The following is a 26,063-nucleotide window of genomic DNA, read 5'->3' as shown; positions in this document are numbered from 1 at the left end:
TCAGGCCAGCGCGGCGTGCAGCTCGACCAGGGCCTGGGTCAGCTTGTGCCTGGGATCGAGATGGATCATGGGCAATGAGAGCTGGTGCGACTCGCGCACCTTGATCGAGGCCGGCAGATAGGGCTGCAGCACCGGCAGGCCTTCCGCGATCAGCTCCTGCACCAGCTGCTGCGGCAACTTGGCGCGCGGCTGGAACTGGTTGACCACGATGCCCTTGACCTGCAGGCCGGCATTGTGATCGGCGCGGATTTCCTGCACATTGGCCAGCAGGGTGTAGAGCGCCTGGCGGCTGAAGTCGTCGCAGTCGAACGGAATCAGGCAACCGCTCGCGCCCATCAATGCCGAGCGGGTGTAGAAGTTCAGTGCCGGTGGCGTGTCGATGTAGATCCTGTCGTAGTCGTTGCCGAGCTGCTGCAGCGCCTCGCGCAGCTTGTAGATCTTGTGGCGCGACTCGAGCTTGACCTGCAGCTCGTCGAGTCGGTCGCTGGCAGCCATCAGGTCGAGCTGCTCGAACGGCGTGCGCAGCACGAAATCGGCCGGCGGCGCCGGATTGAAGCTGAAGCCCAACGTCTGGTCGAAGAAACTCGCCACCGTAGGCTGCTGCGCGCCGACCGGGGCGCCGAGCAGGTAGCGGGTCGAGTTGCCCTGCTGGTCGAGATCGATCAGCAGCGTGCGCAGGCCCTGGGCAGCACTGATCGCGGCGAGGTTGCAGGCGATGGTGGACTTGCCCACCCCGCCCTTCTGGTTGAATACGACAAGCGCCACGGCGCCTCCTGCTGTTGTTGGTCTGGATCATTATGAGGCAGCCCAGCCGTGGGAAAATGCCGGTTTTTCTTGGCACGGGCCCGTTCGGCCCTCAAGCGACATGAATCCATCTTCCTCCGGCGCCACGCGCGCCCACACCGTCAGCGACTTCGACTTCGAGCTGCCACCCGAACTGGTGGCCCAGCACCCCGCTGCCGAGCGCAGCGGCTCGCGTCTGCTCGACAACACCGGCCGCTCGCCGGTCGACCGCATCTTCAAGGAACTGCCCGGCCTGCTCCAGGCGGGCGACCTGCTGATCTTCAACGACACCAAGGTCGTCAAGGCGCGCCTGTACGGCGAGAAGGCCTCGGGCGGCAAGGTCGAGCTGCTGATCGAGCGCGTACTCGACGGCCACGAGGTGGTCGCACACATGAAGGTCAGCAAGAAACCGCTGCCGGGCGCGCTGCTGCACATGGTCGGCGGCTTCAGCGCCGAGCTGCTGGGCCGCTGGCCCGAAGACAACGGTCCGCTGTTCCGCTTCCGGCTCAGCGCCGAGCCCTACGGCCTGATGGAGCAGCATGGCCATGTGCCGCTGCCGCCCTATATCGAACATGGCGACAGCGCCGAGGACGAGCGCCGCTACCAGACCGTGTTCGCGCGCGCGCCGGGCGCGGTCGCGGCGCCGACCGCCTCGCTGCACTTCGACCAGGCCCTGCTCGACGAGCTGGAGGCGCGCGGCATCCAGCGCGCCAGCGTCACGCTGCATGTGGGTGCCGGCACCTTCCAGCCGGTCAAGGTCGAAACAATAGCCGACCATGTGATGCACTCCGAGCGCTACGAGGTGCCCGAAGCCACCCAGCAAGCCATTCGCGAATGTCGCGCGCGCGGCGGTCGCGTGATCGCGATCGGTACCACCACGGTGCGCACGCTCGAATCCTGGGCCCAGTCCGGTCACGCCAGCGGCGAAACCCAGATCTTCATCACGCCCGGCTTCGACTTCAAGATCGTCGACCTGCTGGTGACCAACTTCCACCTGCCCAAGAGCACGCTGATGATGCTGGTCAGCGCCTTCGCCGGCTACGAGACCATCATGGCGCTCTACGCGCGCGCCGTGCGCGAAGGCTACCGTTTCTTCAGTTATGGCGATGCCATGCTGCTTGCCCGAAAGTCCACCCATGCTTAAATTCGACCTGCTCAAGACCGACCCCGACAGCCACGCCCGCCGCGGCACCCTGACGCTCAACCATGGCGTGGTGCAGACGCCGATCTTCATGCCGGTCGGCACCTACGGCACCGTCAAGGGCGTGATGCCGAAAAGCCTGCACGACATGGGCGCGCAGATCATCCTGGGCAATACCTTCCACCTCTGGATGCGGCCCGGGCTCGACATCATGCAGAGCTTTGGCGGCCTGCACCAGTTCGAGCAATGGGACAAGCCGATCCTGACCGACTCGGGAGGCTTCCAGGTCTGGAGCCTGGGCGCGATGCGCAAGATCAGCGAGGAAGGCGTCAAGTTCGCTTCGCCGGTCAACGGCGACAAGCTGTTCATGTCGCCCGAGGTCAGCATGCAGATCCAGACCATCCTGAACTCGGACATCGTGATGCAGCTCGACGAGTGCACACCCTACTGGCAGGGCGAGAAGGGCTCGGGCCACATCACGACCGAGGCCGAGGCGCGCGTCTCGATGGAGCTGAGCCGGCGCTGGGCGCTGCGCAGCAAGAACGAGTTCGAGCGGCTCGAGAACCCGAACGCGCTGTTCGGCATCGTGCAAGGCGGCATGTTCGAGCATCTGCGCCAGGAATCGCTCGAAGCCCTGGTCGAGATGGACTTCCCCGGCTATGCGGTCGGCGGCGTCAGCGTCGGCGAACCCAAGGAGCTGATGCTGCAGATCATGGCGCACACGCCGCACCGCCTGCCCGCACACAAGCCGCGCTACCTGATGGGGGTCGGCACGCCCGAGGACCTGGTGGAGGGCGTGGCGCAGGGCGTCGACATGTTCGACTGCGTGATGCCGACGCGCAACGCGCGCAACGGCACCATCTTCACGCGCTACGGCGACTTGAAGATCCGCAACGCGCGCCACAAGGCCGACCCGCAGCCGCTCGATCCGAGCTGCAACTGCTACGCCTGCGCCGGCTCAAGCGGCGTGAGCTGGGATGCCGGCGGGCGCGAGGGCTTCTCGCGCGCCTACCTGCACCACCTCGATCGCTGCGGCGAGATGCTGGGCCCGATGCTCAGCACGGTGCACAACCTGCACTACTACCTGAACCTGATGCGCGAAGTGCGCGAATCGCTGGAAGCCGGCCAGTTCAGCGCCCTGCGCGCTCGCTTCAAGTCCGAGCGCGCACGCGGCGTCTGAAGTCTGGAGCCGGCCGGCAGCCGGTTCACTCGGCAGCAGGCTTCCGGCGCGAACGGGGAGTAGCAGCCTTCTTGGCGGCTGTGGCGGCAGTCTTTCTGGCTGGCGCCTTCGGTCGCTGGCTGGCGCTGGCTGCGACCTGCTCGCTGGCCTGTGCCGCAGCCCTGGCTGCCGCGGCCTCGACTTCCTGCCTGGCCTGCTCGGCCATCTTCTCTGCCGCCTCGGCGCTGGCCTGGACGGTCTGCGCCACCTGCTCGGCCGCCTTGGCGGCCTGCCCGGCCATGTCCTGCACGGCGCTCGACGCGATGGTCGTGAACTGCTCGGTCAACGAATTCCACCACTGCATCGGGTCAACCCCGGTCTTGGACCCGGCCTGGACCGACTCGTCAGCGTCCTGCACCGGCGGCTCGGCTGCCTTGGCGGCGCGCGGCGCGGCCTGGGCCTGCACCGTTTCGGGCTTGATCTTGAACGACTCGGCCACATCCTTCAGGCTCAGGTTCATGTTCTCGAGCGTGGCCAACGTCATCTTCTGCACCTCGAGCGCCTGTATCGTCGCAGCCAATGCCTTGGAATTCTGGTCGAGCCAGAACTCCACTGCCCGCAGGTCATGAATGCGCTTTTCGATTTCCTCGACGCTGAAGGTCGGCGCGACCCAATGTCCGAGCGAAGACATGACGCCTGCGGCCGGCTGCAGGTCGGGTTTCACCCCGCTGGCCTGGCGCGCGAGGGTTTGCAGGAAATCAAATCCGGGTATGTACTGGCCGAATGCGCTGAAGTCGGTCTTGTCCATAGGGGCTCCTGGGAATGGCGTGCAGCGTCGGGGCGACACCGCTTGTCTGACAAGCATGCCACAAGCCGCAGGGCCGGATTCCTTGCTGGCTTGACCTCCGTCAACATCGGCATCCATCGCGTGACGCAAGATATGGGCATGAGGAAAGGTTTGGTATGAGAATGTCGATTCGACCCGGACTTTCCAGGAGAAGACCCTTATGAGCGCCCCCACTTCAGATACCTTTGCCCAACAGCTTCAGCAGTTGCGCAGCGATTTGATCGAACAGATTCGCCAGCAGCGCGGTGGCCAGATCGGCCGGGCCGAAGCCGCTGGCGACCGCCATGACGTCCAGAGCGGCGACTGGGCGCAATTCGATGGCGAGCGCGACCTTGCGATGGCGCTGGACCAGCGCGAAACGGAAGAGCTCAGTGCCATTGACGCGGCGCTCAAGCGCATCGCGAACGGCAGCTATGGCTATTGCTCGGATTGCGAGATCGAGATCCCGGCGGCCCGGCTGCACGCCAGCCCGACCACGCTGCGCTGCCTGGCCTGCCAGGAGCGGGCCGAACGCGCCAGCGGCGAAAGCCACGCCACCCTTTGACACCGGATCTTTCACCAGGAGCTTCTTGCATGACCACTTTCCACGCCGTCGTCTGGCTCGACCACAGCGAAGCCCATGTGCTGATGTTCGATCGCGAGCACGCCGAGTCGCAGCGCATCAAGTCGCGCAGCCACCACACGCCCAAGCACGGCCATGTCAGCGGCGACAAGGACTTCTTCGCGGCGGTTGCCAAGGCGCTGGACGGCGTGCATGAAGTGCTGGTGACGGGCCCGGCCAAGGCCAAGATCGAATTCCAGGACTACTGCAAGCAGCACGAGGCAGCCGTCGCCGAGGCCATCGTCGATGTGGTCAACACCGATCACCCGAGCGACAAGCAGCTGGTCGCGATGGCGCGCCAGTATTTCGCCAAGCATGACGCGATGGGCGCCGATCCGACCCAGCTCTGATCCGCCAGCGGCTTGAGTGCGCCGGCCTGCAGCCGGCCGCGCTCAGGCCGGCAATGCCAGGGTCTGGGCGATGGCGCCAAACAGGCTCTGGCCGTCGGGGCTGCTGATCTCGACGCGCAACTGGTCGCCCTCCTCCAGCACCGGGGACGGCAAGACCGTGCAGCCGAGCACCGTACCGGCAGCCAAGGGGCGCTGGCGACACAGCAGCGACAGCCACTGGCCGAAATGCAGCGCGCTGCTGTCGGGCTCGCAGGTGCCGAGCGACTGCCCATTACGCGTGAGCTGCAAGGGCAGCTGGAGGCGACCGCGCTGCCAGGCCGATCCGAGCTCGTCGAGCGTGACGGCAACCGGACTGAAGGCCGTGCCAGGCCAGGCCGGCGCCGTGCCGGCGCCCCTTGCCGCCTTGCCGGCCGACGACTCACGCCCACACCAGTCATTGACCAGCAGCAGCAGCCGGATCGCGTCGAGCGCCTGCTCGGGATTGGCGCGCGCCGGCAGGTCGCCGCAGACGACCGCCAGACCAGCCGCGCACTCGGCAGCCAGCGCCGGGTCATGCCAAGGCATGTCGTCACAGGGCCCGAGGAAGGCGTCGCCCGATCCCTGGCGCAGCCGCGACAAGCCGGTCGTGGCCTGTGCCTGCGCCAGCGGAGCTGGATCGACCGCGACCCACTGAAACGCACGCGGCAACGGCGCCATGCAGCGCGCGGGCTCGAAGGCAAAGGCATGACGGGCCCGGCCCTGGTTCAAGGCCACATAGAGATCCTGCAACTGGGGCGCGATGAAGTTCCAGTCATCGAGCGCCTGCTGCAGCGTGTGAGCGGCACCGGTGGCGTAGTGGGCGCTACGGAGGTCGCGCGAGACGACCAGCAATTGCCCGTCGCGCGAGCCGTCCTTGTAGCTAGCGAGTTTCATCAGCGGGGGTTCAGTCCTCGAGCAGGCTGCGCAGCATCCAGGCCGACTGCTCATGCACGCTCAGGCGCTGCGTCAGCAGGTCGGCGCTGGGCTGGTCGTTGGCCTGGTCCACCAGCGCAAACAGGCCGCGCGCGGTGCGCGCCACGGCCTCATGGCCCTCGGCCAGCAGGCGAACCATCTCGAGCGCCTTGTGCGGGCGGGCGTCGATGTCGGGCAGCGAGCTCAAGCGAGCGAATTCGGCATAGGAACCCGGCGCCGGATGGCCCAGCGCGCGGATGCGCTCGGCGATCGGGTCGACCGCATTCCAGAGCTCGGTGTACTGCTGCATGAACATCGCGTGCAGGCTGTTGAACATCGGCCCGGTCACGTTCCAGTGGAAATTGTGCGTGGTCAGGTAAAGCGTGAAGGTATCGGCCAGCAGGTGGCTCAGGCCCTGCGCGATCGCCGCCCGATCCTGCTCGCCAATGCCGATGTCCATCTTGCGCGCTTCAGTCTTCTTCTTTGCCATATCGACCTCCAATTCCAGAATCTGCAACAACGATTGCGTGATCTGATCTTAATACCGCCAGCATCGGGCCAGGATTTCATCTACTGGTCCAAATGATTGAAAAAATCAATCACCAAGGGTGGAAAACAGGCTGGACCCCGCTCTCCTTCTTGCCTTATTTTCAGGCAGGGAGAGGGAGATACCAGATGAACAACGATTGGGTTCAACCCGCCGGATTCGATCGCCCACGCCAACGTCCAGGCCCGCGCCACGACGGCGCGCGGGCCGCATTCGAGCGGTTGCTGGCGCAGGCCGATGTCAGGCTCGACGGCCAGCAGCCCTGGGACCTGCAGATCCGGCACAGCGGCACTTTCGACCGGGTGCTCGGTCATGGCAGCCTCGGGCTGGGCGAGAGCTACATGGACGGCTGGTGGGATTGCGAACGGCTCGACGAGTTCATCTGCCGCGCGCTGCGGGCCGGCCTCGACCGGCAGGTGCGCAACCCGGCGCTGCTGCTGCTCGCGCTCAAGTCGCGGCTGCTGAACCTGCAATCCCCGGCACGGGCCTGGCAGGTGGGCCAGCAGCATTACGACACCGGCAACGAGCTGTTCGAGGCCATGCTCGACCCGACCATGTCCTACAGCTGCGGCTACTGGGCCCAGCAAGAGACGCTGGAGCAGGCACAGCGCGCCAAGCTGGAGCTGATCTGCAGCAAGCTGCAGCTCAAGCCTGGCATGACGCTGCTCGACATCGGCTGCGGCTGGGGCGGACTGATGCGCCATGCCGCCGAGCAATACGGAGCGAGCTGCGTCGGACTGACGATCTCGCACGAACAGGCAAATTGGGCGCGCCAGCGGTTGCAGGGCCTGCCAGCCCAGGTCGAACTGGTCGACTACCGCGACTTCAATCCCGATGGTGCCAAGCGCTTCGATCGCCTGGTTTCGGTCGGCATGTTCGAGCATGTGGGGCCGAAAAACTACCGGACCTATTTCGAGCTTGCCCGACGCAGCCTGCGCGAAGACGGCCTGTTCCTGCTGCACAGCATCGGCAGGAACCGTCCCGGCGGCGCCAACGATCCCTGGATCGAGAAATACATCTTCCCCAACGGCGTGCTGCCGGCACCGAGCGAGCTGACCCGGGCCGCCGAGCGCGAATTCGTGCTGGAGGACCTGCACAACTTCGGCGCCGACTACGACCGCACGCTGATGGCCTGGCTGGAGCGCTTCGATGCCGCCTGGCCCGCGCTGCAACAGCGCTACCCGGAACGCTTCCGGCGCATGTGGCGCTACTACCTGATGGCCTGCGCCGGTACCTTCCGCGCGCGCGACAACCAGCTCTGGCAGCTGGTGCTGTCGCCGCGCGGCGTGACCGGCGGCTATCGCCGTCCGCTACGCTGAAGCCAGCAGGCCGGCCGGAAGACGGGCCGCCAGCAGCGGCCTGCATGCGATGCGCGACAATCGCAGCACCATGAATCCAACTTACGTCTTGACCCTGTCCTGCCAGGACAAGCCCGGCATCGTGCACGCTGTCTCGGGCTTCCTGCTGGAACATGGCGGCAACATCGAGGAAGCCGCCCAGTACAACGACCACGACACCGGACTGTTCTTCATGCGGGTGCAGTTCTGCTGCCTGAGCCTGAGCGAGCAGGAGCTGCGCCACGAGGTCAGGCTGTTCGTGCAGGCGCACGCGATGGACTGGAGCCTGCATGGGCTGGCCTCGCGCCTGCCGACCGTGATCATGGTGAGCCAGCAGGGCCACTGCCTGAACGATCTGCTGTTCCGCTGGAAGAGCGGCCTGCTGCCGATCGACATCCGGGCCATCATCAGCAACCACCGCGACTTCTACCAGCTCGCGGCGAGCTACAACATTCCGTTCCACCATCTGCCGGTCACGGCGGCGACCAAGGCCCAGGTCGAGGCGCGCCAGCTCGAGATCATCGAGCAGGAGCAGGCCGACCTGGTGGTGCTGGCGCGCTACATGCAGGTGCTGTCGAACGAGATGTGCCGCAAGCTGGCCGGCAAGGCGATCAACATCCACCACAGCTTCCTGCCGAGCTTCAAGGGCGCCAAGCCCTACTACCAGGCGCACCAGCGCGGCGTCAAGCTGATCGGCGCTACCGCCCACTATGTGACCGCCGACCTCGACGAGGGTCCGATCATCGAGCAGGATGTGGCGCGGGTCGACCACGCGATGACGGTGGACGACCTGACGAGCATCGGCCGCGACACCGAGAGCCAGGTGCTCGCACGCGCCGTCAAGTGGCACAGCGAGCACCGCGTGCGGCTCAACGGTCACCGCACCGTGGTGTTCCGCTGACAGCGGAGACTGGCGGCCGACCGGCTCAGTCGATCTCGAGTCGGTGACCGCTGCTGCTGCCCTGGCGCTTGGGCAGCGTCAGGCTCAGCACGCCGTTGTCGAACTTGGCCTTGGCCTGGCTGTTGTCGATGTCGGCCGGCAACTGGAAGCTGCGCGCGACCGAGCCGAAATAGCGCTCGCTGCGCAATGATTTCTCGTCGGCAGTCTGGCTGTCTTGCTGCTTGACCTCGGCGCACAGAGTCACGACATTGCCCTCGACCGTGACCTGGATGTCCTCCTTCGCGACCCCGGGCAGCTCGGCATGCACCGTGTAGGCGCCGTCTGATTCCTTGACATCGACCTTGATCGACTGCGGCAACGGGTCGCCGTGCAGCGGCCGGATCAGGAAACCGGGCGACATCAGGTCCCTGAACAGATCGTCGAACCGGGTGCCGCGCGTCATGAGGCTGTTCATGCTTTTCACTCCTTGAGTCTGGATGACTGAGTCTTTGCCAGCGTCGATGGCCCGACGGACCATATCCTGCTGCAGCAATGACAATAATGCCCCGCAAGCCGAATTGCAAGCGGGGCGGCAGCCAGTCAGATCACGCATGAGTTGCCCCGAAGCAGGCCGCAGCCGTTGCCGCGGCAATCGCACTGGGCGCTACTGGCTCAGGCCGGCGCGGGGTAGTGGCGGGCGCCGAAGATCGCGCTGCCCACGCGCACCAGGGTGCTGCCGCTGGCGATGGCGGCCTCGAGGTCGTCGCTCATGCCCATCGACAGGGTGTCGAGCGCCAGCCCCTGCGCATTGAGCGCGTCGAACAGCGCGCGCGCGCGGCCGAACACCGCGCAGGCGCTGGCGAAATCGGGTGCGGGCTCGGGGATGCACATCAGGCCGCGCAGGCGCAGGCGCGGCAGGGCCGCGACGGCCTGCGCCAGCTCGAGCGCCTGCTCCGGCAGCACGCCCGACTTGTTCGGACCGCCGTCGACATTGACCTGCACGCAGACCTGCAACGGCGGCAGTTCCGGCGGCCGCTGCTCGCTCAGGCGCTGCGCGACCTTGAGCCGGTCCACCGTGTGGACCCAGTCGAAATGCTCGGCCACCGGACGGGTCTTGTTGCTCTGCAGCGGCCCGATGCAATGCCACTCGATGCCGTCTAGGCCGGCTGCGCGCAGCTGCTGCACCTTCTCGACCCCTTCCTGCACATAGTTCTCGCCAAAGGCGCGCTGGCCAGCGCTCCAGGCCTGGCGCACCGCCTCGGCATCGAAGGTCTTGGAGACCGCCAGCAGCTGCACCGCGCCGCTGGGCCGGCCGGCGCGATCACAGGCCCGCTCGATGCGCGCTTGTACTGCTTGGAGATTGGCGGAGATCATGGACATAATGATAAAAAACAAGGGAGTCGGGATGGACATCACCCAGCTGCTGGCTTTCAGCACCAAGAACAAGGCCTCGGATCTTCACCTGTCGGCCGGGCTGCCGCCGATGATACGGGTGCACGGGGACGTCAGGCGCATCAACGTGGAGGCGCTGGACCACAAGCAGGTCCACGCGATGATCTACGACATCATGAACGATGCCCAGCGCAAGCACTACGAGGAATTCCTCGAGGTGGATTTCTCGTTCGAGATCGAGGGACTGGCACGCTTTCGGGTCAATGCCTTCAACCAGAACCGCGGCGCGGCAGCGGCGTTCCGGACCATTCCCTCCAAGATCCTGACGCTCGAGCAGCTCAACTGTCCGCCGATCTTTGCCGAACTGGCGCTCAAGCCGCGCGGCTTGGTGCTGGTGACGGGTCCGACCGGATCGGGCAAGTCAACCACGCTGGCGGCGATGGTCGACCACCTCAACGAGCGCTCCTACGGTCATGTGCTGACGATCGAGGACCCGATCGAGTTCGTGCATGAATCCAAGAAATGCCTGGTCAACCAGCGCGAGGTCGGGCGCATGACGCTGTCGTTCGCCAGTGCGCTGCGCTCGGCGCTGCGCGAGGACCCGGACGCGATCCTGGTCGGCGAGATGCGCGACCTCGAGACGATCCGGCTGGCGATGACGGCGGCCGAGACCGGCCACCTGGTGTTCGGCACGCTGCACACTTCGTCGGCAGCCAAGACCATAGACCGCATCGTCGACGTCTTTCCCTCCGAGGAAAAGGACATGGTGCGGGCCATGCTGTCGGAGTCGCTGGTGGCGGTGATCTCGCAGACCCTGTGCAAGAACAAGGAAGGCAGCGGCCGCATCGCGGCGCACGAGATCATGCTCGGCACGCCGGCGGTGCGCAACCTGATCCGCGAGAACAAGGTAGCGCAGATGTATTCGGCAATCCAGATGGGCAACGGCTTTGGCATGCAGACGCTGGACCAGAGCCTGACCGATCTGGTCCGACGCAACCAGATTTCCAACGCCGAGGCGCGCAGCAAGTCCAAGATCCCGGAGAACTTCCCGGGTTGACCGGGTGGTTTCGCTAAAACTTTCCCGGCTGAGCCCGACAGGAGAACCCAGATGGAACGCGATCAAGCGAGCAAATTCGTCAACGACCTGCTCAAGCTGCTGATTGAGCGCAAGGGCAGCGACCTGTTCCTGACTGCCGATTTCCCGCCTGCGATCAAGGTTGACGGCCAGATCAGCAAGGTGTCGCCGCAGCCGCTGAGCAGCCAGCATACCCAGTCGCTGGCACGCGCGATCATGAACGACAAGCAGGCGGCCGAGTTCGAGCGCAGCCGGGAATGCAATTTCGCGATTGCGCCGGCCGGCATCGGGCGCTTTCGCGTCAACTGCTTCCTGCAGATGGGCAAGGTCGGCATCGTCATGCGCACGATCCCGGGCCAGATCCCGACCATAGACGGGCTTGGCCTGCCGCTGGTGCTCAAGAATGTCGCACTGGCCAAGCGCGGCATCTGCATCCTGGTCGGCGGCACCGGATCGGGCAAGTCGACCACGCTGGCGGCGATGGTGGACTGGCGCAACGAGAACACGCATGAGCATATCGTGACGGTGGAGGACCCGATCGAATTCGTGCACCAGCACAAGAACTGCATCATCACCCAGCGCGAGGTCGGGCTCGATACCGACAGCTGGGACAACGCGCTGAAGAACTCGCTGCGCCAGGCGCCCAATGTGATCCTGATGGGCGAGATCCGCGACCGCGAGACCATGGAGCACGCGATCGCGTTCGCCGAAACCGGCCATCTCTGCATGGCGACGCTGCACGCCAACAGCGCCAACCAGGCGATGGAGCGCATCATCAACTTCTTCCCGCAGGAGCGCCATGCACAGATGCTCAAGGATGTCTCGCTCAACATCAAGGGCATGATCGCGCAGCGCCTGATCCCGCGCCAGGACGGCAAGGGGCGTTATGCGGTGGTCGAGGTGCTGCTGCACAGCGGCCTGATCGCCGACCAGATCATGAAGGGCGAGATCAACGAGATCAAGGAAACCATGAAGAAGAGCCGCGAAGTCGGCATGCAGACCTTCGACCAGGCGCTGTTCGACGCCTTCGAGGCCCGGCTGATTTCCTACGAGGAGGCGGTGCGCAACGCCGACTCGCAAAACGACCTCAAGCTCAACATCAAGCTCAACAGCCAGCGTGCGCGCAGCGCCGATCTGTCGGCCGGCACCGAGCACCTGACCCTGGTCTGAGCCGCCGGCCTCGGAGGCGGTGCCGGTTCAGTGTTGTGGTGGGATCGGGGATCGGGACCTAGCGCGCGGGCTGGGGTTGCAGGCGCTTGAGCTCGTCTTCGCTCAGGTAGTCGAAGATGCGCACGACGGCCTTGACGCCGCTGGTGGTGCGCGCGATCTCGGTCGCCAGATCAGCCTCGCGCTTGGTCACGCGGCCCATCAGGTAGACGGTGCCGCGCTCGGTCACGATCTTGAAGGCCTGGGACGAGAGTTCGTGGTTGTCGATGAAGCCGGCCTTGACGCGGCCGCTCAGCACGAGGTCGGAGGTGCGCTGGCTCAGGGTCGGGCTGTCGATGATCGCGAGCTCGTTGACGACCGAGCGCACATTGTCGACGCCGGAGACGATCTGCTGCACGCGCTGGCGGTCGGCCTCGTTGGGCACTTCGCCGCTCAGCAGCACCTGGCGGTTGTAGCTCGTGACGTTGACGCGCACGCGGGTACCCACGGCTTCGGTGATGCGGTTGGAGGACTTGAGCTCGATCGCCTCGTCCTCGAGCTGGGCGCCCGAGCTGCGACGGTCGGCGGCGACCAGACCCGTGCCAACGGCGGCCCCGATCATCAGGGGTGCGCAGCCCGATACCAGGCCGCCGAGCGCGGCAGCCAGCAACAAGGCAGCGGTGCCGCGCAGCAGGGGACGGGTCAGTGTTTTCATTCGGCAAACTCCTCGGGGGCATCGTCGCCCAGCAACTGGACATCGACACCATCACAGATACAGTGCAGCACGACCTGGTGTGCCTCGTGGATGCGCGGCAGGCGTTCGCTCGGCACGCAGACCAGCACGTCGGTGTCCTTGAGCTGTTGGCCGAGCGCGCCGGCGCGGGCGCCGCACAGGGCGACCACGATCATCTCGCGCTCATGCGCGGCCTCGACTGCGCCCAGTATCTCGGGCGCCTGCGACAGACTGGTGACGACCAGCAGGGTATCGCCCGGCTGACCAAGCGCACGCACCTGACGGGCATAGACCGAGCGTGCATCGAAAGCGTTGTAGAGTCCGGTGAAGACGGCGGCATTGCTGCCCAGGGCCAGCGCGGCGAGTTCGGGTCGGTCGCGCTCGAAGCGGCCGACAAAGGCGCTCGCGAACGCCTCGACCAAGCCGACCGAAGCCCCATTGCCGCAGGCCAGTATCTTGCCGCCGCCGGTGACCGAAGCCAGGATGGCGGTGAGTGCAGCCTCCACGGCTGGCGCCAGACTCTGGGCACATTGATACTGGATGTCGGCGCTGTCGATGAATTGCTGTTGGATGCGTTGCAAAACCATGGGGCGGATGATAAACCGGGCCGGGGCGCTGCAACGACCTAGCCGGCATCGAAAGCGCCGCGCAGCCATTCGATCGCGGGCGGCTCGGGAACGTCGAGCCGGCCCTGCAGCAGCACCGCGTCGAAACGGCAGGGCGGCAGGCTGGCGAGCCGGGCCAGGAAATGGCGCGCCGCGAACACGATGCGGCGCTGCTTGCTGGCCACGATGCTGGCGGCCGCGCCGCCCTGGGCCAGCGAACGGCGCTGGCGCACCTCGACGAACACCAGCGTGCCGTCGCGCTCGCGCATAATCAGATCGATCTCGCCGCCACCACGGCCTGGCGTCCTGAAATTGCGGCAGACCAGGCGCAAGCCCTGGCGCTGCAGATGGTCGAGCGCCAGCTGTTCGGCCCTGTCGCCTCTCGCCTTGCTGGTAGCGGCTGCACCTTCAATCTGGAACGTCATCTTGAATCCCTCCTTCCAGCCGGCGCTGGGCGCCGCGCAAGCGGCAGCCGGTGCGCAACATTATCCCGCCGGGGCGCTCTATGTGGTCGCCACCCCGATCGGCAATCTGGCCGACATCACGCTGCGCGCGCTGCACCTGCTCGGGCTGGTCGACGCGATCGCCTGCGAGGACACCCGCCACACCGCCAGCCTGCTGCAGGCCTACGGGCTGCACCGGCCCTTGCTCGCGCTGCATCAGCACAACGAGGCCGAGGCCGCGATCGGCGTGGTCGAGCGGCTGCAGCGCGGCGAACGCATCGCCTATGTCAGCGACGCCGGCACGCCGGGCATCAGCGACCCGGGCGCCCGGCTCTGCGCGGCGGTGCAGGCGGCCGGGCTGCGCGCGATCCCGCTGCCGGGCGCCAGCAGCGTGACGACGCTGCTGAGCGTGGCCGGACTGGCGACGACCGAGACCGACGCCGCTTTCGAGTTCACCGGCTTCCTGCCGACCAAGGGCTCGGCGCGCGCGCAGGCGCTGCGCCGGCTGGCCCAGCAGCCGCACGCCTGCGTGCTGCTCGAAGCGCCGCACCGAATCCAGACCCTGGCCAAGGACCTGATCGAGCTCGGCGAACGCCGGGTCACGCTGGGGCGCGAGCTGACCAAGCAGTTCGAGCAGCTCGTCACGCTGCGCTGCGACGAACTGGCGGGCTGGCTGGCGGCCGACGCCATGCATGGCAAGGGCGAATTCGCGCTCGTGCTGCATCCGCTGGCGCGCGCCACGGCGAACGAGGACGGCCCGGACGCCGAGGCGCTGCGCGTGCTCAAGCTGCTGCTGGCCGAGTTGCCGCTCAAGGGGGCGGCACGGCTGGCGGCCGAGATCACGGGCGGCTCGAAGAATGCGCTCTATCAGGCCGGACTCGCGCTCAAGCCGACAGCGGACTGAGGCGCTGCGACGGCAGGTCGGCACAACAGCTGGCCAGGCCATGACAAACCTGTGTCGATTTGGCAACAGGCCAGCCGGCGCTTGATTTTTGTCAGCCTCTGACAGGTCGATTCGGGCATGATGAGATCGAATGATGCATTGCAGCAAAGCAGTGCCCTCCCCTCATCCAGACGGCCTTTCCCATGAGCATACGCCACCTCGATTCCCTGTTTTCCCCCCGCAGCGTCGCTGTCATCGGCGCCTCGGATCGCCTGCACAGCGTGGGCCACACGGTCTGGAGCAATCTGACTGCTGGCTACAAGGGCGAACTGCATGCGGTCAATATCGACCCGATGGCCCTGGGCGGCAAGCCCGTCTTTCCCGACCTGCAGGCGCTGGCGGCCCAGTGCGGCAAGGGCCCCGAACTGGCGGTGATCTGCACGCCGGCGACCGCCGTGCCGGGACTGATCGCCGAGCTCGGCGCCCTGGGCACGCGCGCCGCAGTGGTCATCTCGGCCGGACTGACGCCCGAGCAGAAGCAGGCCATGCTGGAGGCCGCGCGGCCCTACACGCTGCGCATCCTGGGGCCCAACAGCATCGGTCTGCTGGTGCCGCACCTGGGCCTGAACGCCAGCTTTGCGCCGGCCGATGCGGCCCCGGGCCAGCTCGCCTTCGTCTCTCAGTCGGGCTCGATCATGTCGGGCATGCTGGACTGGGCCAACTCGCGCGGCATCGGCTTCTCGCATTTCCTCTCGCTCGGCGAACAGGCTGACGTCGATTTCGGCGACGTGCTGGATTTCCTGGCCAGCGACCCGCGCACGCGCGCGATCCTGCTCTACATCGAGTCGATCGAGTCGGCGCGCAAGTTCATGTCGGCCGCGCGGGCGGCGGCGCGCAACAAGCCGGTGATCGTGATCAAGGCCGGCCAGTCCGTGCTGGGCCAGCAGGCCGCAGCCTCGCATACCGGGGCCATGGCCGGCTCGGACGCGGTGTTCGATGCCGCGATCTCGCGCGCCGGCATGTTGCGCGTGCACACCCTGCTGCAGCTGTTCTCATCGGCCGAGCTGCTGGCGCGCTTTCGCGACAACCGCAGCGAGAAGCTGATCGTACTGACCAACGGCGGCGGCGCTGGCGTGATCGCGGCCGATGCCGCGGCCAACGCGGGCATCGAGCTGGCCGAACTCGAGCCGGGCCTGGTCGAGCAGCTCGACGCCTTGCTGCCGGCCAACTGGTCGCATGGCAATCCGGTCGACATCGTCGGCGACGCACCGCCGCAGCGCTACCTCGATGCGCTGCAGCTGCTGCTCAAGCAGCGCGACAGCGCGGTGCTGTTCGTGCAGGCGCCGACCGCCATCGTCTCGAGCACCGAGATCGCCCAGACCCTGCTGCCGCTGGCCAGCCAGCGACCCTCGCGCGTGCTGGCCAGCTGGCTCGGCAGCGGCATGGTCAGCGAGGCCAGACGGCTGTGCCGCCAGGCCGGCATTCCCGACTACAACACGCCCGAGGAGGCGGTGCGCGCCTTCTCCTTCCTGCGCCAGTACCACCGCCACCAGGCCGAACTGATGGAGACGCCCAGCGCCGATCCGCTGGGCAGCAAACCCGATCTGGCACGCATGCGCGAGCTGGTCGACTTCGTGCTGGCCGACGACCGCGATGTCCTGACCGAGCCCGAATCGAAGGAGCTGCTGCGCCTGGCGGGCGTGCCGGTCACGCCCACGCGCGTGGTGCCACCCGAGCCCGAGGCTGCGGTCTATGCGGCCGAGACCGTGGGCTATCCGGTCGTGATCAAGATCCTGTCGCCCGACATCCTGCACAAGTCGGATGTCGGCGGCGTGCGGCTGAACCTGCACGGCGCCAGCGAAGTCATGGCCGCAGCCCAGGCCATGCTGCAGCGCGTCGCCGAGCGCCAGCCCGACGCGCGCATCGAAGGCTTCACGGTGCAGCCGATGGTGCAGCAATCGCACTCGCACGAGCTGATCGTGGGTGCGAGCGTGGACCCCCAGTTCGGCCCGGTGATCCTGTTCGGCGCTGGCGGCGTGTCGGTCGAGGTGGTGGCCGACCATGCGCTGGCGCTGCCGCCGCTCAATACCTCGCTGGCGCGCTCGCTGATCGGGCGCACCCGCATCGCCAAGCTGCTGCAGGGCTACCGCGAGGTGCCGGCGGCCGACCATGACGCGATCGTCCATGTGCTGCTGGCGGTGTCGCAGCTGCTGGCCGACATTCCCGAGATCGCTGAGCTCGACATCAACCCGCTGATGGTCAACCACGAAGGCGCGCTCGCGCTCGACGCGCGCGTGCGCCTGAGCCGGGCCAAGCCGGCGGGCGCTTCCAACTTCGCGATCCGGGCCTACCCGCGGCACCTGATCGAGACCCTGCCCTGGGAACAGGGCGGCACACTGACGCTGCGGCCGATCCGACCCGAGGACGAGGCCAGGCACCTGGACTTCTTCCACAAGCTGGACCCGGAGGATGTGCGCATGCGCATGTTCAGCGCGCGGCGCAGCCTCGAACACACCGAACTCGCGCGCCTGACCCAGATCGACTACGAGCGCGAGATGGCCTTCCTGGCCACCATCACCAATGCCGATGGCGTCGAGGAGACGATAGGCTCGGTGCGCGGCATCAGCGATCCGAACAACGACGAGGCCGAATTCGCCGTGATCGTGCGCTCGGACGTGAAGGGCCGGCACCTGGGCTGGATCCTGATGGACAAGCTGATCCGCTACCTGCGCGCCAATGGCACCCAGCGCGTGGTCGGCACGATCCTGAAGGAAAATGCCGGCATGCTGGACCTCGCGCGCAGCCTGGGCTTCGTGATCACGCGCCATCCGGAAGACCCCGACCTGCGCTGGGCCGAGCTGCCGCTGCAGGCCGAGAAGACGCCGAGCGCCTGAGGAGCGGCTGCCTTTCGTGGCTGGACGGTGGTCAAGAGGGCCGGCGGGCCAGGCTCGACCCGACTTCGGTCAGAAAGGCTACAGGTCCAGCCGGCATAATTTGCCCTTTGATCAGTCCCACCTTCTTGCAGGAACCTCCATGAGCAGCATACAAACCGTCGGCATCGTAGGTGCCGGCACCATGGGCAATGGCATCGCACAGGCATGTGCCGTCAGCGGCATCCGCGCCGTGATGGTCGACATCAGCGAAGCCGCGGTGCAAAAAGGCCTCGCCGCCCTCCAGTCCAGCCTGGAGCGGCTGGTCAAGAAGGACAAGCTGAGCGCCGCCGACCGCGATGCCGCACTGGCCCGCGTGCAGGGCACGACGGACTACGAGGCGCTCAAGAGCGCCGACCTCGTGATCGAGGCCGCAACCGAGAACCTCGAGCTCAAGATCAAGATCCTGCGCCAGCTCGACGGGCTGCTGCCGGCCGAGACCCTGATCGCGACCAACACCAGCTCGATCAGCATCACCCAGCTCGCGGCCGTGACCGCGCGCGCCGAACGCTTCATCGGCATGCATTTCTTCAACCCGGTGCCGCTGATGGCGCTGGTCGAGGTGATCCGCGGCCTGCAGACCAGCGACGCGACGCACGACGCGGTGCGCGAACTGGCGCTGCGCCTGGGCAAGACTCCGGTCAGCGTGCGCAACGCGCCGGGCTTCGTGGTCAACCGCATCCTGGTGCCGATGATCAACGAGGCCTTCTTCGTGCTGGCCGAGGGCGTGGCTTCGGCCGAGGACATCGATGCCGGCATGAAGCTGGGCTGCAACCATCCGATCGGCCCGCTGGCGCTGGCCGACATGATCGGCCTGGACACCTGCCTGGCGATCATGAACGTCTACTTCGACGAGTTCAAGGACAGCAAGTACCGCGCGAGTCCGCTGCTGAAGGAAATGGTGGCGGCCGGTCGCCTGGGCCGCAAGAGCGGTCACGGCGTCTACGCCTACTGATGAGCGCCGACCCGCGAACCGAGGACCGGCTGGCCGAGCTCGAGATCAAGGTCAGCTTCGCTGACGACCTGCTCGACCGGCTCAACGAGCTGGTCTACCGGCAGCAGCGCCAGATCGAGCAGCTGCAACTCGAGCTCGCCGCGCTGCGCGGTCAGTGGAGCGACAACGCGACGCCGACCTTTCGCAGCCTGCGCGACGAGCTGCCACCCCACTATTGAATACCCGGCATGAGCCACTACACCGCCGCCCACCTGGGCGCATTGCCCATCACCGATCTGGCCTGCGCCCAGGCAGCGATCACGATGGCGCGCACGCTCGCCAGCCGCTGCGGCGTCGAATTGCGCGAGCCACCGCCCGAACCGACCAGCTGCTGCGGCCGCGGCTGCAACGGCTGCGTCTGGGAGGGCTATTTCACCGCCATGGCTTACTGGCGGGACGAAGCACTGCTGCAGATCAGCGACTAGCGCCCGGTAGCAGATCCCGATAGCAAATTTCAGCAGGCCTAGTACGAAAAGGCGGCTAGGATACCGCTTCAATGCGCAATCTGAATCTCTACCTCCTGACCATGCTCAGTGCGTTGGCAGGCCATCTGCCCGTCAGGCTGATCAGCCTGGTGCTGGCAGCCGGGCTGGGCTGGACGCTGGCGCAACCGGGGCTCGATCGTCTGCAGCTGCTGGCGCAGCAGCGCTATGGTCAGCCGGCCACCGAGACCGTGATCAGCTGGCGTCACATGCTCGAGGAGTCGCGCGCGCTGCCCGATGACGAGAAGCTCAAGGCGGTCAACCAATTCTTCAACCGCCGCATCCGCTTCAATGCCGACCAGGCGGTCTGGGGCATGCCCGACTACTGGGCGACACCGCTTGAATTCATTGGCCGAGCACAGGGCGACTGCGAGGATTTCGCGATCGCCAAGTACATTTCACTATTGATGTTGGGCGTACCCAACGACAAGCTGCGCCTGATCTACGTGCGGGCACGCTTTGGCGGCAGCTTGATCCTCAACACCGAGGCGCATATGGTGTTGGGTTATTACGTCGACCCGGCGGGCGATCCGATCATTCTCGACAGCCTGTTGAACTCGATCCGGCCGGCAGCCGCGCGCACCGACCTGACACCAATTTTCAGCTTCAATAGCCAGGGGCTCTGGGTGCCAGGTGCACCCAACCTAGGCGCAGACCCAACGGCCAGACTGTCGCGCTGGCGCGACGTGCTGGACCGGATCAAGATCGACGGCATACAGTTATGACAGCAGCAAGCAACGGAGAGGCCTCGATGTCACTCGTCAAACAACTCTGGTTGGCCATCACGCTGGTCATGTTATCGGCCTTTGGCATCAGCCTGGTGGTCAATGTCTATTCTTCGCGGCAATATCTGGAGCAGCAGCTGCAGATCAAGAACATCGACAACGCGACCTCGCTCGCGCTGTCGCTGAGCCAGATGGAAAAGGACCCGCCGACGCTTGAGCTGATGGTGTCGTCGCAGTTCGACATCGGTCACTACCGCTTCATCCGGATCGTTGCGCCGAGCGGCCAGACCCTGATCGAGAAGAACTACGAAGGCAAAGCGGTGGATGTGCCGCAATGGTTCGTCAACCTGATCCCGCTGCGGGTGCAGAATGGCCAGGCCCTGATCCAGGAAGGCTGGAAGCAGTACGGCACCCTGACGCTGGCCAGCCACGACCAATACGCCTACAAGAGCCTGTGGGACGGCACGCGCCAGCTGCTGATCTGGTTCCTGCTCGGCGGCCTGCTGACCGGCTTGCTCGGCATGACGCTGCTGCGCTTCATCACCCGGCCACTGCTCGACGTGGTGGCACAGGCACAGGCGCTGGCCGAGCGGCGCTTCAAGACCGTGAACGAACCGCGCACACCCGAATTGCGCGCCGTCACGCGCGCCATGAACCATATGGTCGGCCTGCTGAAAACCATGTTCGCCGAGGAGGCGCAACGCCTCGAAACCCTGCGCGACCGGGTCAACCACGATGCGGTCACCGGACTGGCGAATCGGGAATATTTCCTCTCGCAGCTGGGCGAAATCATGAGCGGCGAGCAGCATGGCTCCACCGGCAGCCTGGTCATCATCCGGCTCGATGACCTCAACAAACTCAATGACAAGCTGGGCCATCAGGGGGCCGACCGGCTGCTCAGGTCGCTCGGAGACCTGTTGCACGACGGTCAGCAGGATTACGCCGGCCGGCTCAAGGGCGGCGAATTCGCCGTGGTCTATCCGAGCCAGGATTCAGCCGCCCAGGCGGCCCAGACCCTGCACGCCAGGCTGCTGCAAGACTGGCTGCCGCAATGGCAGGCCAAATGCCCTGACCTGTTCCACCTGGTGGCGGTGCGCTATCAACGCCACCAGAGCCTGGGCGAACTGCTGGCCCAGGCCGACCAGGCCCTGGCACAGGCGCAAGCCAAGGGCCAGAACAACTGGCATGCCCCCGAGGAAGGCAGCAACAAGCTCACCATACCGGCCGAGCAATGGCGCTCGCTGCTGACGGATGCGATCCGGGTCGGGCGACTGAGCCTGGCCTGGTTCCCGGTCGTCAAGGGCGCGCAGGGCCAGTTGCTGCACCGCGAGGGCTCGCTGCGGCTGCAGACCGAAACGGCTGCCCCGCTGCTGACAGCCGGGGACTTCCTGCCGATGGCGGCCAAGCTCAAGCTGACCGCACCGATCGACCTCGAGGTCGTGCGGATGGCGCTCAACGGCCTGCGCGGGTCGAGCGGCGACATGGCGGTCAACCTGTCGTCCGAATCGATCACCGACTTCAGCTTCCGCAATCAACTCGGCGAGTTGCTGCAGGCCCAGCCGGCGCTGCGGGTGCGACTGCTGTTCGAGGTGCCGGAATTCGGTGTCGCGCGCCATTTCGAGGCCTTCCAGGACCTGACGCAGCGGCTCAAGTCGCTGGGCTGCCGCGTCGGCATCAAGTATTTCGGCCAGAACTTCCTAGAGAGCGGCAAGCTCGCCAGCCTCGGACTCGACTACATCAAGGTCGACCCAGGCTATGTGCGCGGCATCGGCAGCCACAGCGGCAATCAGGAATTCCTGACCGGACTCTGCACGATGGCGCATACGCTGGGCATGCTGGTGATTGCCGCCGGGGTCGAGCAGGGGCAGGACCTGGCGCTGCTGGAAAAACTCGGCTTCGACGGCATGACCGGCCCCGGAGTCAGGCGCACCGATCAGGTCTGAGTCAAGAAATCGCCGTGAAAGCCGATGGATAATCACAGAATAGCGTCAACTTGACGTGTTTCTGGAGTTTTTATGAGCTTTCCCGTGGATGTAGTGATCATGGCGGCCGGCAAGGGTACGCGCATGAAAAGCAAAAGCCCCAAGGTGCTGCAGCGCCTGGCGGGGCGGGCCCTGTCGGCCCATGTGATCGACTGCGCGACCCGGATCGAGGCACGCCAGGCGGTGGTGATCACCGGCCACGGCGCCGAACAGGTCGAGACCGCCCTGGCCCCGCTGGCCAGCGCGCAGCTGGCGCTGAACTTCGTGCGCCAGGAGCCTCAGCTCGGCACCGGTCACGCGGTACAGCAGGCACTGCCGGTGCTGGCTGATGACGGCATCACGCTGGTGCTGTCGGGCGATGTGCCGCTGACCCGGCCTGAGACGCTGCAAGCGCTGCTGCAGGTCTGCGCTGGCGAACACCTGGCGCTGCTGACGCTGGAGATGGCCGACCCGACCGGCTACGGCCGCATCGTGCGCAACGCGATCGGCGACGTGCAGGCCATCGTCGAGCACAAGGATGCGACGGATGAGCAGCACCGCATCACCGAGATCTACAGCGGCATCATGGCGGTGCCGACCCGGCTGCTGCGCGGCTGGCTGGCGCGACTCGACAACCGCAACGCCCAGAACGAGTACTACCTGACCGACATCGTGAAGTTCGCGGTGGCCGACGGCGCGCGCGTGCTCGGACACCGGATCAGCGACGCGGTGCAGGTCGCCGGCGTCAACAGCCCGGCCCAGCTGGCCGAGCTCGAGCGCGCCTACCAGCGCCGCTGCGCCGACGAGCTGATGGTCGCGGGCGTGCGCCTGGCCGACCCGGCGCGCTTCGACCTGCGCGGCGAGCTGGTCTGCGGCCAGGATGTCGAGATCGATGTCAACTGCATCTTCGAGGGTCGGGTCGAGCTCGGCGAAGGCGTGCGCATCGGCGCCAACTGCGTGATTGCCAACGCGACCCTCGGTGCCGGCGCGGTGATCCACCCGTTCACGCATATCGACGGCGAGAAGGCCGGCGTCAGCGTCGGCGCAGGTGCGCTGATCGGCCCGTTCGCGCGCCTGCGCCCCGGCGCGCAACTGGGACGCGAGGTGCATATCGGCAACTTCGTCGAGGTCAAGAACTCGGTCATGGCCGACGGCTCAAAGGCGAACCACCTGGCCTATCTGGGCGATGCCGATGTCGGCGAACGCGTCAACTACGGCGCCGGCAGCATCACGGCCAACTACGACGGCGCCTACAAGCACCGCACCGTGATCGAGGCCGACGTCCATGTCGGCAGCAACTGCGTACTGGTCGCGCCGGTCACGATCGGTGCGGGTGGCACGGTGGGCGGCGGTTCGACCGTGACCAAGGACACGCCGGCAGGCGCGCTGACAGTGGCGCGCGGCAAGCAGCTCAGCGTCGCGAACTGGCAGCGCCCGAGCAAGCAAAAGGGCTGAAGCCCCGCTACAGCCTGGACTTCAGCCGCGCCATCGATCCGGCAGCGGCTGGGCTGGTTCGAACTTGGCGCGCTTGAGGCTGAAGAAGGCGCGCACATTGCGCACGTTCGCATCCTGGGTGAACAGGCGCTGGGCCAAGGCCTGGTAGCCCGGCATGTCGCACACCGCGACCACCAGCACGAAATCCGGCCCCGGGCTGACGCGCCAGCATTGCTGCACCGCCGCGTCGGCGACGGCGCAGGCCTCGAAAGCGTCGAGCTGCTCCTGGCCCTGGCGGTCCAGGCTGACCTCGACCAGCGCGGTCAGGCCGTGGCCCAGCACGACGGCCAGCCGGTCGGGCTGCAGCAGCGCGACCTGACGCTCGATCACCCCCAACTCGACCAGGCGCCGCACCCGGCGCAGGCTGGTCGCGGGCGAAATACCCAGGCTCTCGGCCAGGGCCTGATTCGAGCGCGAAGCATCGCGCTGCAGTTCGGCCAGCAGCCTGAGGTCGAGCTGATCAAAAACAGATTCTTCCATTGCATGGACTCTATCAAAAGAATATTGCACTTGCGCAAAGGTAAGAAATAATCGATCAAATCCGCCAAATATTTGCATGCTTATTTCTCGCCCGTGCCGCTAGCATGATCGATTACTAAGTAATTTGAGGTCAAATATGTGTGGAATCGTCGGCGCAGTCTCTACGCGCAATATCGTCCCGGTGCTGGTCCAGGGTCTGCAGCGACTCGAATACCGAGGCTATGACTCCTGCGGCGTTGCGGTGCACCGTGGCGCCACGGTCGATGGCGCGCCCGCCGGCGCCCAGGCCGGTCTGGACCGCGCCCGCAGCACGGCTCGGGTGTCGGAACTGCAACAGCAGGTCGATCAGGACCAGCTGGTCGCCGGCACCGGCATCGCACACACGCGCTGGGCCACCCACGGCGCCCCGGCGGTGCACAACGCCCATCCCCATTTCAGCCACGGTCCCAGTGCCCAGGCGCAACAGCGCCCGGCCCGCGTGGCGCTGGTGCACAACGGCATCATCGAGAACCATGACGAACTGCGCGCCGAGTTGCAGGCCCGTGGCTATGTCTTCGACAGCCAGACCGACACCGAGGTGATCGCGCATCTGGTCGACTCGCTGTACGAAGGCGACCTGTTCCAGGCCGTCAGCACCGCGACGGCCCGACTGCATGGCGCCTACGCAATCGCCGTCGTGCACAAGGACGAGCCGCACCGCGTGGTCGGCGCACGCGCCGGCTCGCCGCTGGTGCTGGGCGTGGGCCAGGGCGAATATTTCCTGGCCAGCGACGCGATGGCGCTGGCTGGCGTGACCGACCAGATCTGCTACCTGGCCGAGGGCGACATGGTCGACCTGCAGCTGGGCCGCTACTGGATCTTCGACCGCGCCGGCCAGGCACAGGACGCCAGCCAGCGTCCGGTCAAGACGGTGCAGGTCCACAGCGGCGCGGTCGAGCTCGGCCCCTACCGCCACTACATGCAGAAGGAAATCTTCGAGCAGCCGCGCGCGGTGGCCGACACGCTCGAAGGCATCGAGGGCATCGCCCCCGAGCTGTTCGACGGCCAGGGTGAACAGGCCGGCTCGGCCTGGCGCGTGTTCAAGGAGATCGACCGGGTGCTGATCCTGGCCTGCGGCACCAGCTACTACAGCGGCTGCACCGCCAAGTACTGGCTCGAGGAGATCGCGGGCATCCCGACCCAGGTCGAGATCGCGAGCGAATACCGCTACCGCACCAGCGTGCCCGATCCCAGGACCCTGGTCGTGACCATCAGCCAGAGCGGCGAGACCGCCGACACGCTGGCCGCGCTGCGCCATGCGCAGAGCCTGGGCATGACCCACACGCTGACGATCTGCAACGTCGCGACCAGCGCCATGGTGCGCGAGTGCGAGCTGGCCTACATCACGCGTGCCGGCGCCGAGATCGGCGTCGCCAGCACCAAGGCCTTCACGACCCAGCTCGCCGGCCTGTTCCTGCTGACGCTGGCGCTGGCCCAGGCCAAGGGCAAGCTGTCGGCCGAGGACGAGGCAAGGCACCTGAAGGACATGCGGCATCTGCCGGTCGCACTGCAGTCGGTGCTGGCGCTCGAGCCGCAGCTGATCCAGTGGGCCGAGGCCTTCGCGCAGAAGGAGAACGCGCTGTTCCTGGGCCGCGGCCTGCACTACCCGATCGCGCTCGAAGGGGCCTTGAAGCTCAAGGAGATCACCTACATCCACGCCGAGGCCTATGCGGCCGGCGAGCTCAAGCATGGTCCGCTGGCGCTGGTGACCAGCGCGATGCCGGTGGTGGTGGTGGCGCCCAACGATGCGCTGCTGGAAAAGCTCAAGAGCAATATGCAGGAAGTGCGCGCGCGCGGCGGCGTGCTGTATGTGCTGGCCGATGCCGACACCCAGATCCAGAGCAGCGAAGGCGTCAACGTGATCCGCATGCCCGAGCATTACGGCGTGCTGAGCCCGATCCTGCATGTGGTGCCGCTGCAACTGCTGTCCTACCACACGGCACTGGCCAAGGGCACCGACGTTGACAAGCCGCGCAACCTGGCCAAGAGCGTGACGGTGGAGTGAGGGCGTTCGGGGCCGCTGACTGGAGGGGATGAAGTCGGGCGGCTCTGAATCAGGTGGGCGAAGCGCTGGGGACTTGCAAATTACAACGGCTAACACAACTA

General features: G+C 66.4%; 27 protein-coding genes. 17 read left to right on the top strand and 10 right to left on the bottom strand.

Translation table 11 applies throughout. The features are described 5' to 3' along the window. Positions 1-765: a ParA family protein gene (locus C6P61_RS04450; RefSeq protein WP_105728730.1), complete on the bottom strand. Its 765-nt coding sequence runs from the start codon at positions 763-765 to the stop codon at positions 1-3. Positions 766-865: 100 nt separating this feature from the next. Here C6P61_RS04450 and queA point away from each other — a divergent pair, with 100 nt between their 5' ends. Both queA and tgt read left to right on the top strand, forming a co-directional pair. Then, positions 866-1,927, top strand: coding sequence for a tRNA preQ1(34) S-adenosylmethionine ribosyltransferase-isomerase QueA (queA, locus tag C6P61_RS04445; RefSeq protein ID WP_105728729.1), 1,062 nt, complete (start codon positions 866-868; stop codon positions 1,925-1,927). Continuing rightward, entirely contained in the window at positions 1,920-3,104 is a 1,185-nt protein-coding gene (tgt, locus tag C6P61_RS04440) for a tRNA guanosine(34) transglycosylase Tgt (RefSeq protein ID WP_105728728.1), read from the top strand. The genes queA and tgt overlap by 8 nt, the downstream gene beginning before the upstream one ends. 25 nt (positions 3,105-3,129) lie before the next feature. Here the strand turns inward: tgt and C6P61_RS04435 are convergent, their stop codons facing one another. Further along, positions 3,130-3,891 (bottom strand): PhaM family polyhydroxyalkanoate granule multifunctional regulatory protein, encoded by a 762-nt coding sequence (locus C6P61_RS04435; protein ID WP_105728727.1) that lies wholly within the window; start codon positions 3,889-3,891, stop codon positions 3,130-3,132. A 199-nt stretch (positions 3,892-4,090) separates the two neighbouring features. On the opposite strand from C6P61_RS04435, the gene C6P61_RS04430 reads away from it, so the two are divergent. Continuing rightward, entirely contained in the window at positions 4,091-4,474 is a 384-nt protein-coding gene (locus C6P61_RS04430) for a TraR/DksA family transcriptional regulator (protein WP_105728726.1), read from the top strand. Positions 4,475-4,503: 29 nt separating this feature from the next. Then, positions 4,504-4,881 carry a hypothetical protein gene (locus tag C6P61_RS04425; protein ID WP_105728725.1) on the top strand — a complete coding sequence of 126 codons (378 nt, stop codon included), beginning with the start codon at positions 4,504-4,506 and terminating at the stop codon, positions 4,879-4,881. 42 nt (positions 4,882-4,923) lie between these two features. Here the strand turns inward: C6P61_RS04425 and C6P61_RS04420 are convergent, their stop codons facing one another. Both C6P61_RS04420 and C6P61_RS04415 read right to left on the bottom strand, forming a co-directional pair. After that, positions 4,924-5,793 carry a fumarylacetoacetate hydrolase family protein gene (locus C6P61_RS04420; RefSeq protein WP_105728724.1) on the bottom strand — a complete coding sequence of 290 codons (870 nt, stop codon included), beginning with the start codon at positions 5,791-5,793 and terminating at the stop codon, positions 4,924-4,926. Positions 5,794-5,803: 10 nt separating this feature from the next. Next, a complete protein-coding gene (locus tag C6P61_RS04415) occupies positions 5,804-6,301 on the bottom strand; it encodes a Dps family protein (RefSeq protein WP_105728900.1) in 498 nt (165 codons plus the stop codon). A gap of 185 nt (positions 6,302-6,486) precedes the next feature. On the opposite strand from C6P61_RS04415, the gene cfa reads away from it, so the two are divergent. Together cfa and purU are read left to right on the top strand one after the other, a co-directional pair. Continuing rightward, complete coding sequence (gene cfa / locus C6P61_RS04410) at positions 6,487-7,677, top strand: cyclopropane fatty acyl phospholipid synthase (protein ID WP_105728723.1); 1,191 nt, start codon at positions 6,487-6,489, stop codon at positions 7,675-7,677. A 70-nt stretch (positions 7,678-7,747) separates the two neighbouring features. Beyond that, positions 7,748-8,596: a formyltetrahydrofolate deformylase gene (purU, locus tag C6P61_RS04405; protein ID WP_105728899.1), complete on the top strand. Its 849-nt coding sequence runs from the start codon at positions 7,748-7,750 to the stop codon at positions 8,594-8,596. Positions 8,597-8,621: 25 nt separating this feature from the next. Here the strand turns inward: purU and C6P61_RS04400 are convergent, their stop codons facing one another. Both C6P61_RS04400 and C6P61_RS04395 read right to left on the bottom strand, forming a co-directional pair. Further along, complete coding sequence (locus C6P61_RS04400) at positions 8,622-9,050, bottom strand: Hsp20/alpha crystallin family protein (RefSeq protein WP_105728722.1); 429 nt, start codon at positions 9,048-9,050, stop codon at positions 8,622-8,624. A gap of 197 nt (positions 9,051-9,247) precedes the next feature. Beyond that, positions 9,248-9,955, bottom strand: coding sequence for a YggS family pyridoxal phosphate-dependent enzyme (locus C6P61_RS04395; RefSeq protein WP_105728721.1), 708 nt, complete (start codon positions 9,953-9,955; stop codon positions 9,248-9,250). Between the two features lie 25 nt (positions 9,956-9,980). Between C6P61_RS04395 and C6P61_RS04390 the strand changes: the two genes are divergently transcribed. Both C6P61_RS04390 and C6P61_RS04385 read left to right on the top strand, forming a co-directional pair. Further along, a complete protein-coding gene (locus C6P61_RS04390) occupies positions 9,981-11,024 on the top strand; it encodes a type IV pilus twitching motility protein PilT (RefSeq protein ID WP_105728720.1) in 1,044 nt (347 codons plus the stop codon). A 51-nt stretch (positions 11,025-11,075) separates the two neighbouring features. After that, a complete protein-coding gene (locus C6P61_RS04385) occupies positions 11,076-12,212 on the top strand; it encodes a PilT/PilU family type 4a pilus ATPase (protein WP_105728719.1) in 1,137 nt (378 codons plus the stop codon). Between the two features lie 58 nt (positions 12,213-12,270). Here C6P61_RS04385 and C6P61_RS04380 read toward each other — a convergent pair whose 3' ends face one another. From C6P61_RS04380 to C6P61_RS04370, 3 genes are read right to left on the bottom strand one after another with little or no spacing between them, the layout of a single operon-like run. Continuing rightward, entirely contained in the window at positions 12,271-12,903 is a 633-nt protein-coding gene (locus C6P61_RS04380) for a BON domain-containing protein (protein ID WP_105728718.1), read from the bottom strand. Continuing rightward, a complete protein-coding gene (locus C6P61_RS04375) occupies positions 12,900-13,508 on the bottom strand; it encodes an SIS domain-containing protein (RefSeq protein WP_105728717.1) in 609 nt (202 codons plus the stop codon). Before C6P61_RS04375 ends, C6P61_RS04380 begins: the two co-directional genes overlap by 4 nt. Before the next feature lie 38 nt (positions 13,509-13,546). Further along, entirely contained in the window at positions 13,547-13,951 is a 405-nt protein-coding gene (locus tag C6P61_RS04370) for a YraN family protein (RefSeq protein ID WP_105728716.1), read from the bottom strand. A 1-nt stretch (position 13,952) separates the two neighbouring features. Between C6P61_RS04370 and rsmI the strand changes: the two genes are divergently transcribed. The 8 genes from rsmI (at position 13,953) to glmU (ending at position 23,399) form a co-directional block, all read left to right on the top strand. After that, positions 13,953-14,873, top strand: coding sequence for a 16S rRNA (cytidine(1402)-2'-O)-methyltransferase (rsmI, locus tag C6P61_RS04365; RefSeq protein WP_105728715.1), 921 nt, complete (start codon positions 13,953-13,955; stop codon positions 14,871-14,873). Between the two features lie 182 nt (positions 14,874-15,055). Then, on the top strand, positions 15,056-17,746 hold the full coding sequence (locus tag C6P61_RS04360) for a bifunctional acetate--CoA ligase family protein/GNAT family N-acetyltransferase (protein ID WP_105728714.1): 2,691 nt from the start codon (positions 15,056-15,058) through the stop codon (positions 17,744-17,746). A gap of 139 nt (positions 17,747-17,885) precedes the next feature. Continuing rightward, positions 17,886-18,737, top strand: a complete 852-nt coding sequence (locus tag C6P61_RS04355) for a 3-hydroxybutyryl-CoA dehydrogenase (protein ID WP_105728713.1) — start codon at positions 17,886-17,888, stop codon at positions 18,735-18,737. Further along, positions 18,737-18,955, top strand: coding sequence for a SlyX family protein (locus C6P61_RS04350; RefSeq protein WP_105728712.1), 219 nt, complete (start codon positions 18,737-18,739; stop codon positions 18,953-18,955). The genes C6P61_RS04355 and C6P61_RS04350 overlap by 1 nt, the downstream gene beginning before the upstream one ends. 9 nt (positions 18,956-18,964) lie before the next feature. Next, positions 18,965-19,201, top strand: a complete 237-nt coding sequence (locus tag C6P61_RS04345) for an oxidoreductase-like domain-containing protein (protein ID WP_105728711.1) — start codon at positions 18,965-18,967, stop codon at positions 19,199-19,201. Positions 19,202-19,272: 71 nt separating this feature from the next. Beyond that, positions 19,273-19,983 carry a transglutaminase-like cysteine peptidase gene (locus tag C6P61_RS04340; RefSeq protein ID WP_244908772.1) on the top strand — a complete coding sequence of 237 codons (711 nt, stop codon included), beginning with the start codon at positions 19,273-19,275 and terminating at the stop codon, positions 19,981-19,983. A 26-nt stretch (positions 19,984-20,009) separates the two neighbouring features. Beyond that, positions 20,010-21,926: a bifunctional diguanylate cyclase/phosphodiesterase gene (locus C6P61_RS04335; protein WP_105728710.1), complete on the top strand. Its 1,917-nt coding sequence runs from the start codon at positions 20,010-20,012 to the stop codon at positions 21,924-21,926. Between the two features lie 72 nt (positions 21,927-21,998). Further along, positions 21,999-23,399, top strand: a complete 1,401-nt coding sequence (gene glmU / locus C6P61_RS04330; protein WP_105728709.1) for a bifunctional UDP-N-acetylglucosamine diphosphorylase/glucosamine-1-phosphate N-acetyltransferase GlmU — start codon at positions 21,999-22,001, stop codon at positions 23,397-23,399. Positions 23,400-23,420: 21 nt separating this feature from the next. Here glmU and C6P61_RS04325 read toward each other — a convergent pair whose 3' ends face one another. Then, positions 23,421-23,918, bottom strand: coding sequence for an Lrp/AsnC family transcriptional regulator (locus C6P61_RS04325; protein WP_105728708.1), 498 nt, complete (start codon positions 23,916-23,918; stop codon positions 23,421-23,423). Positions 23,919-24,054: 136 nt separating this feature from the next. On the opposite strand from C6P61_RS04325, the gene glmS reads away from it, so the two are divergent. Next, complete coding sequence (glmS, locus tag C6P61_RS04320; protein ID WP_105728707.1) at positions 24,055-25,962, top strand: glutamine--fructose-6-phosphate transaminase (isomerizing); 1,908 nt, start codon at positions 24,055-24,057, stop codon at positions 25,960-25,962. Positions 25,963-26,063: the final 101 nt, after the last annotated feature.

Source organism: Malikia spinosa (assembly GCF_002980625.1).
In the GTDB taxonomy this organism is placed as follows: Bacteria; Pseudomonadota; Gammaproteobacteria; order Burkholderiales; family Burkholderiaceae_C; genus Malikia; species Malikia spinosa.
Note: the sequence above shows the minus strand (reverse complement) of the source record. Positions and strands in the feature narration are given on the sequence as shown.

Excerpts from the sequence above, each read along its gene's own strand:
- queA (WP_105728729.1), top strand. The coding sequence starts at position 866 with ATGAATCCATCTTCCTCCGGCGCCACGCGCGCCCACACCGTCAGCGAC.
- tgt (WP_105728728.1), top strand. The coding sequence starts at position 1,920 with ATGCTTAAATTCGACCTGCTCAAGACCGACCCCGACAGCCACGCCCGC.
- C6P61_RS04435 (WP_105728727.1), bottom strand. The coding sequence starts at position 3,891 with ATGGACAAGACCGACTTCAGCGCATTCGGCCAGTACATACCCGGATTT.
- C6P61_RS04430 (WP_105728726.1), top strand. The coding sequence starts at position 4,091 with ATGAGCGCCCCCACTTCAGATACCTTTGCCCAACAGCTTCAGCAGTTG.
- C6P61_RS04425 (WP_105728725.1), top strand. The coding sequence starts at position 4,504 with ATGACCACTTTCCACGCCGTCGTCTGGCTCGACCACAGCGAAGCCCAT.
- C6P61_RS04420 (WP_105728724.1), bottom strand. The coding sequence starts at position 5,793 with ATGAAACTCGCTAGCTACAAGGACGGCTCGCGCGACGGGCAATTGCTG.
- C6P61_RS04415 (WP_105728900.1), bottom strand. The coding sequence starts at position 6,301 with ATGGCAAAGAAGAAGACTGAAGCGCGCAAGATGGACATCGGCATTGGC.
- cfa (WP_105728723.1), top strand. The coding sequence starts at position 6,487 with ATGAACAACGATTGGGTTCAACCCGCCGGATTCGATCGCCCACGCCAA.
- purU (WP_105728899.1), top strand. The coding sequence starts at position 7,748 with ATGAATCCAACTTACGTCTTGACCCTGTCCTGCCAGGACAAGCCCGGC.
- C6P61_RS04400 (WP_105728722.1), bottom strand. The coding sequence starts at position 9,050 with ATGAACAGCCTCATGACGCGCGGCACCCGGTTCGACGATCTGTTCAGG.
- C6P61_RS04395 (WP_105728721.1), bottom strand. The coding sequence starts at position 9,955 with ATGTCCATGATCTCCGCCAATCTCCAAGCAGTACAAGCGCGCATCGAG.
- C6P61_RS04390 (WP_105728720.1), top strand. The coding sequence starts at position 9,981 with ATGGACATCACCCAGCTGCTGGCTTTCAGCACCAAGAACAAGGCCTCG.
- C6P61_RS04385 (WP_105728719.1), top strand. The coding sequence starts at position 11,076 with ATGGAACGCGATCAAGCGAGCAAATTCGTCAACGACCTGCTCAAGCTG.
- C6P61_RS04380 (WP_105728718.1), bottom strand. The coding sequence starts at position 12,903 with ATGAAAACACTGACCCGTCCCCTGCTGCGCGGCACCGCTGCCTTGTTG.
- C6P61_RS04375 (WP_105728717.1), bottom strand. The coding sequence starts at position 13,508 with ATGGTTTTGCAACGCATCCAACAGCAATTCATCGACAGCGCCGACATC.
- C6P61_RS04370 (WP_105728716.1), bottom strand. The coding sequence starts at position 13,951 with ATGACGTTCCAGATTGAAGGTGCAGCCGCTACCAGCAAGGCGAGAGGC.
- C6P61_RS04360 (WP_105728714.1), top strand. The coding sequence starts at position 15,056 with ATGAGCATACGCCACCTCGATTCCCTGTTTTCCCCCCGCAGCGTCGCT.
- C6P61_RS04355 (WP_105728713.1), top strand. The coding sequence starts at position 17,886 with ATGAGCAGCATACAAACCGTCGGCATCGTAGGTGCCGGCACCATGGGC.
- C6P61_RS04350 (WP_105728712.1), top strand. The coding sequence starts at position 18,737 with ATGAGCGCCGACCCGCGAACCGAGGACCGGCTGGCCGAGCTCGAGATC.
- C6P61_RS04345 (WP_105728711.1), top strand. The coding sequence starts at position 18,965 with ATGAGCCACTACACCGCCGCCCACCTGGGCGCATTGCCCATCACCGAT.
- C6P61_RS04340 (WP_244908772.1), top strand. The coding sequence starts at position 19,273 with ATGCGCAATCTGAATCTCTACCTCCTGACCATGCTCAGTGCGTTGGCA.
- C6P61_RS04335 (WP_105728710.1), top strand. The coding sequence starts at position 20,010 with ATGTCACTCGTCAAACAACTCTGGTTGGCCATCACGCTGGTCATGTTA.
- glmU (WP_105728709.1), top strand. The coding sequence starts at position 21,999 with ATGAGCTTTCCCGTGGATGTAGTGATCATGGCGGCCGGCAAGGGTACG.
- C6P61_RS04325 (WP_105728708.1), bottom strand. The coding sequence starts at position 23,918 with ATGGAAGAATCTGTTTTTGATCAGCTCGACCTCAGGCTGCTGGCCGAA.
- glmS (WP_105728707.1), top strand. The coding sequence starts at position 24,055 with ATGTGTGGAATCGTCGGCGCAGTCTCTACGCGCAATATCGTCCCGGTG.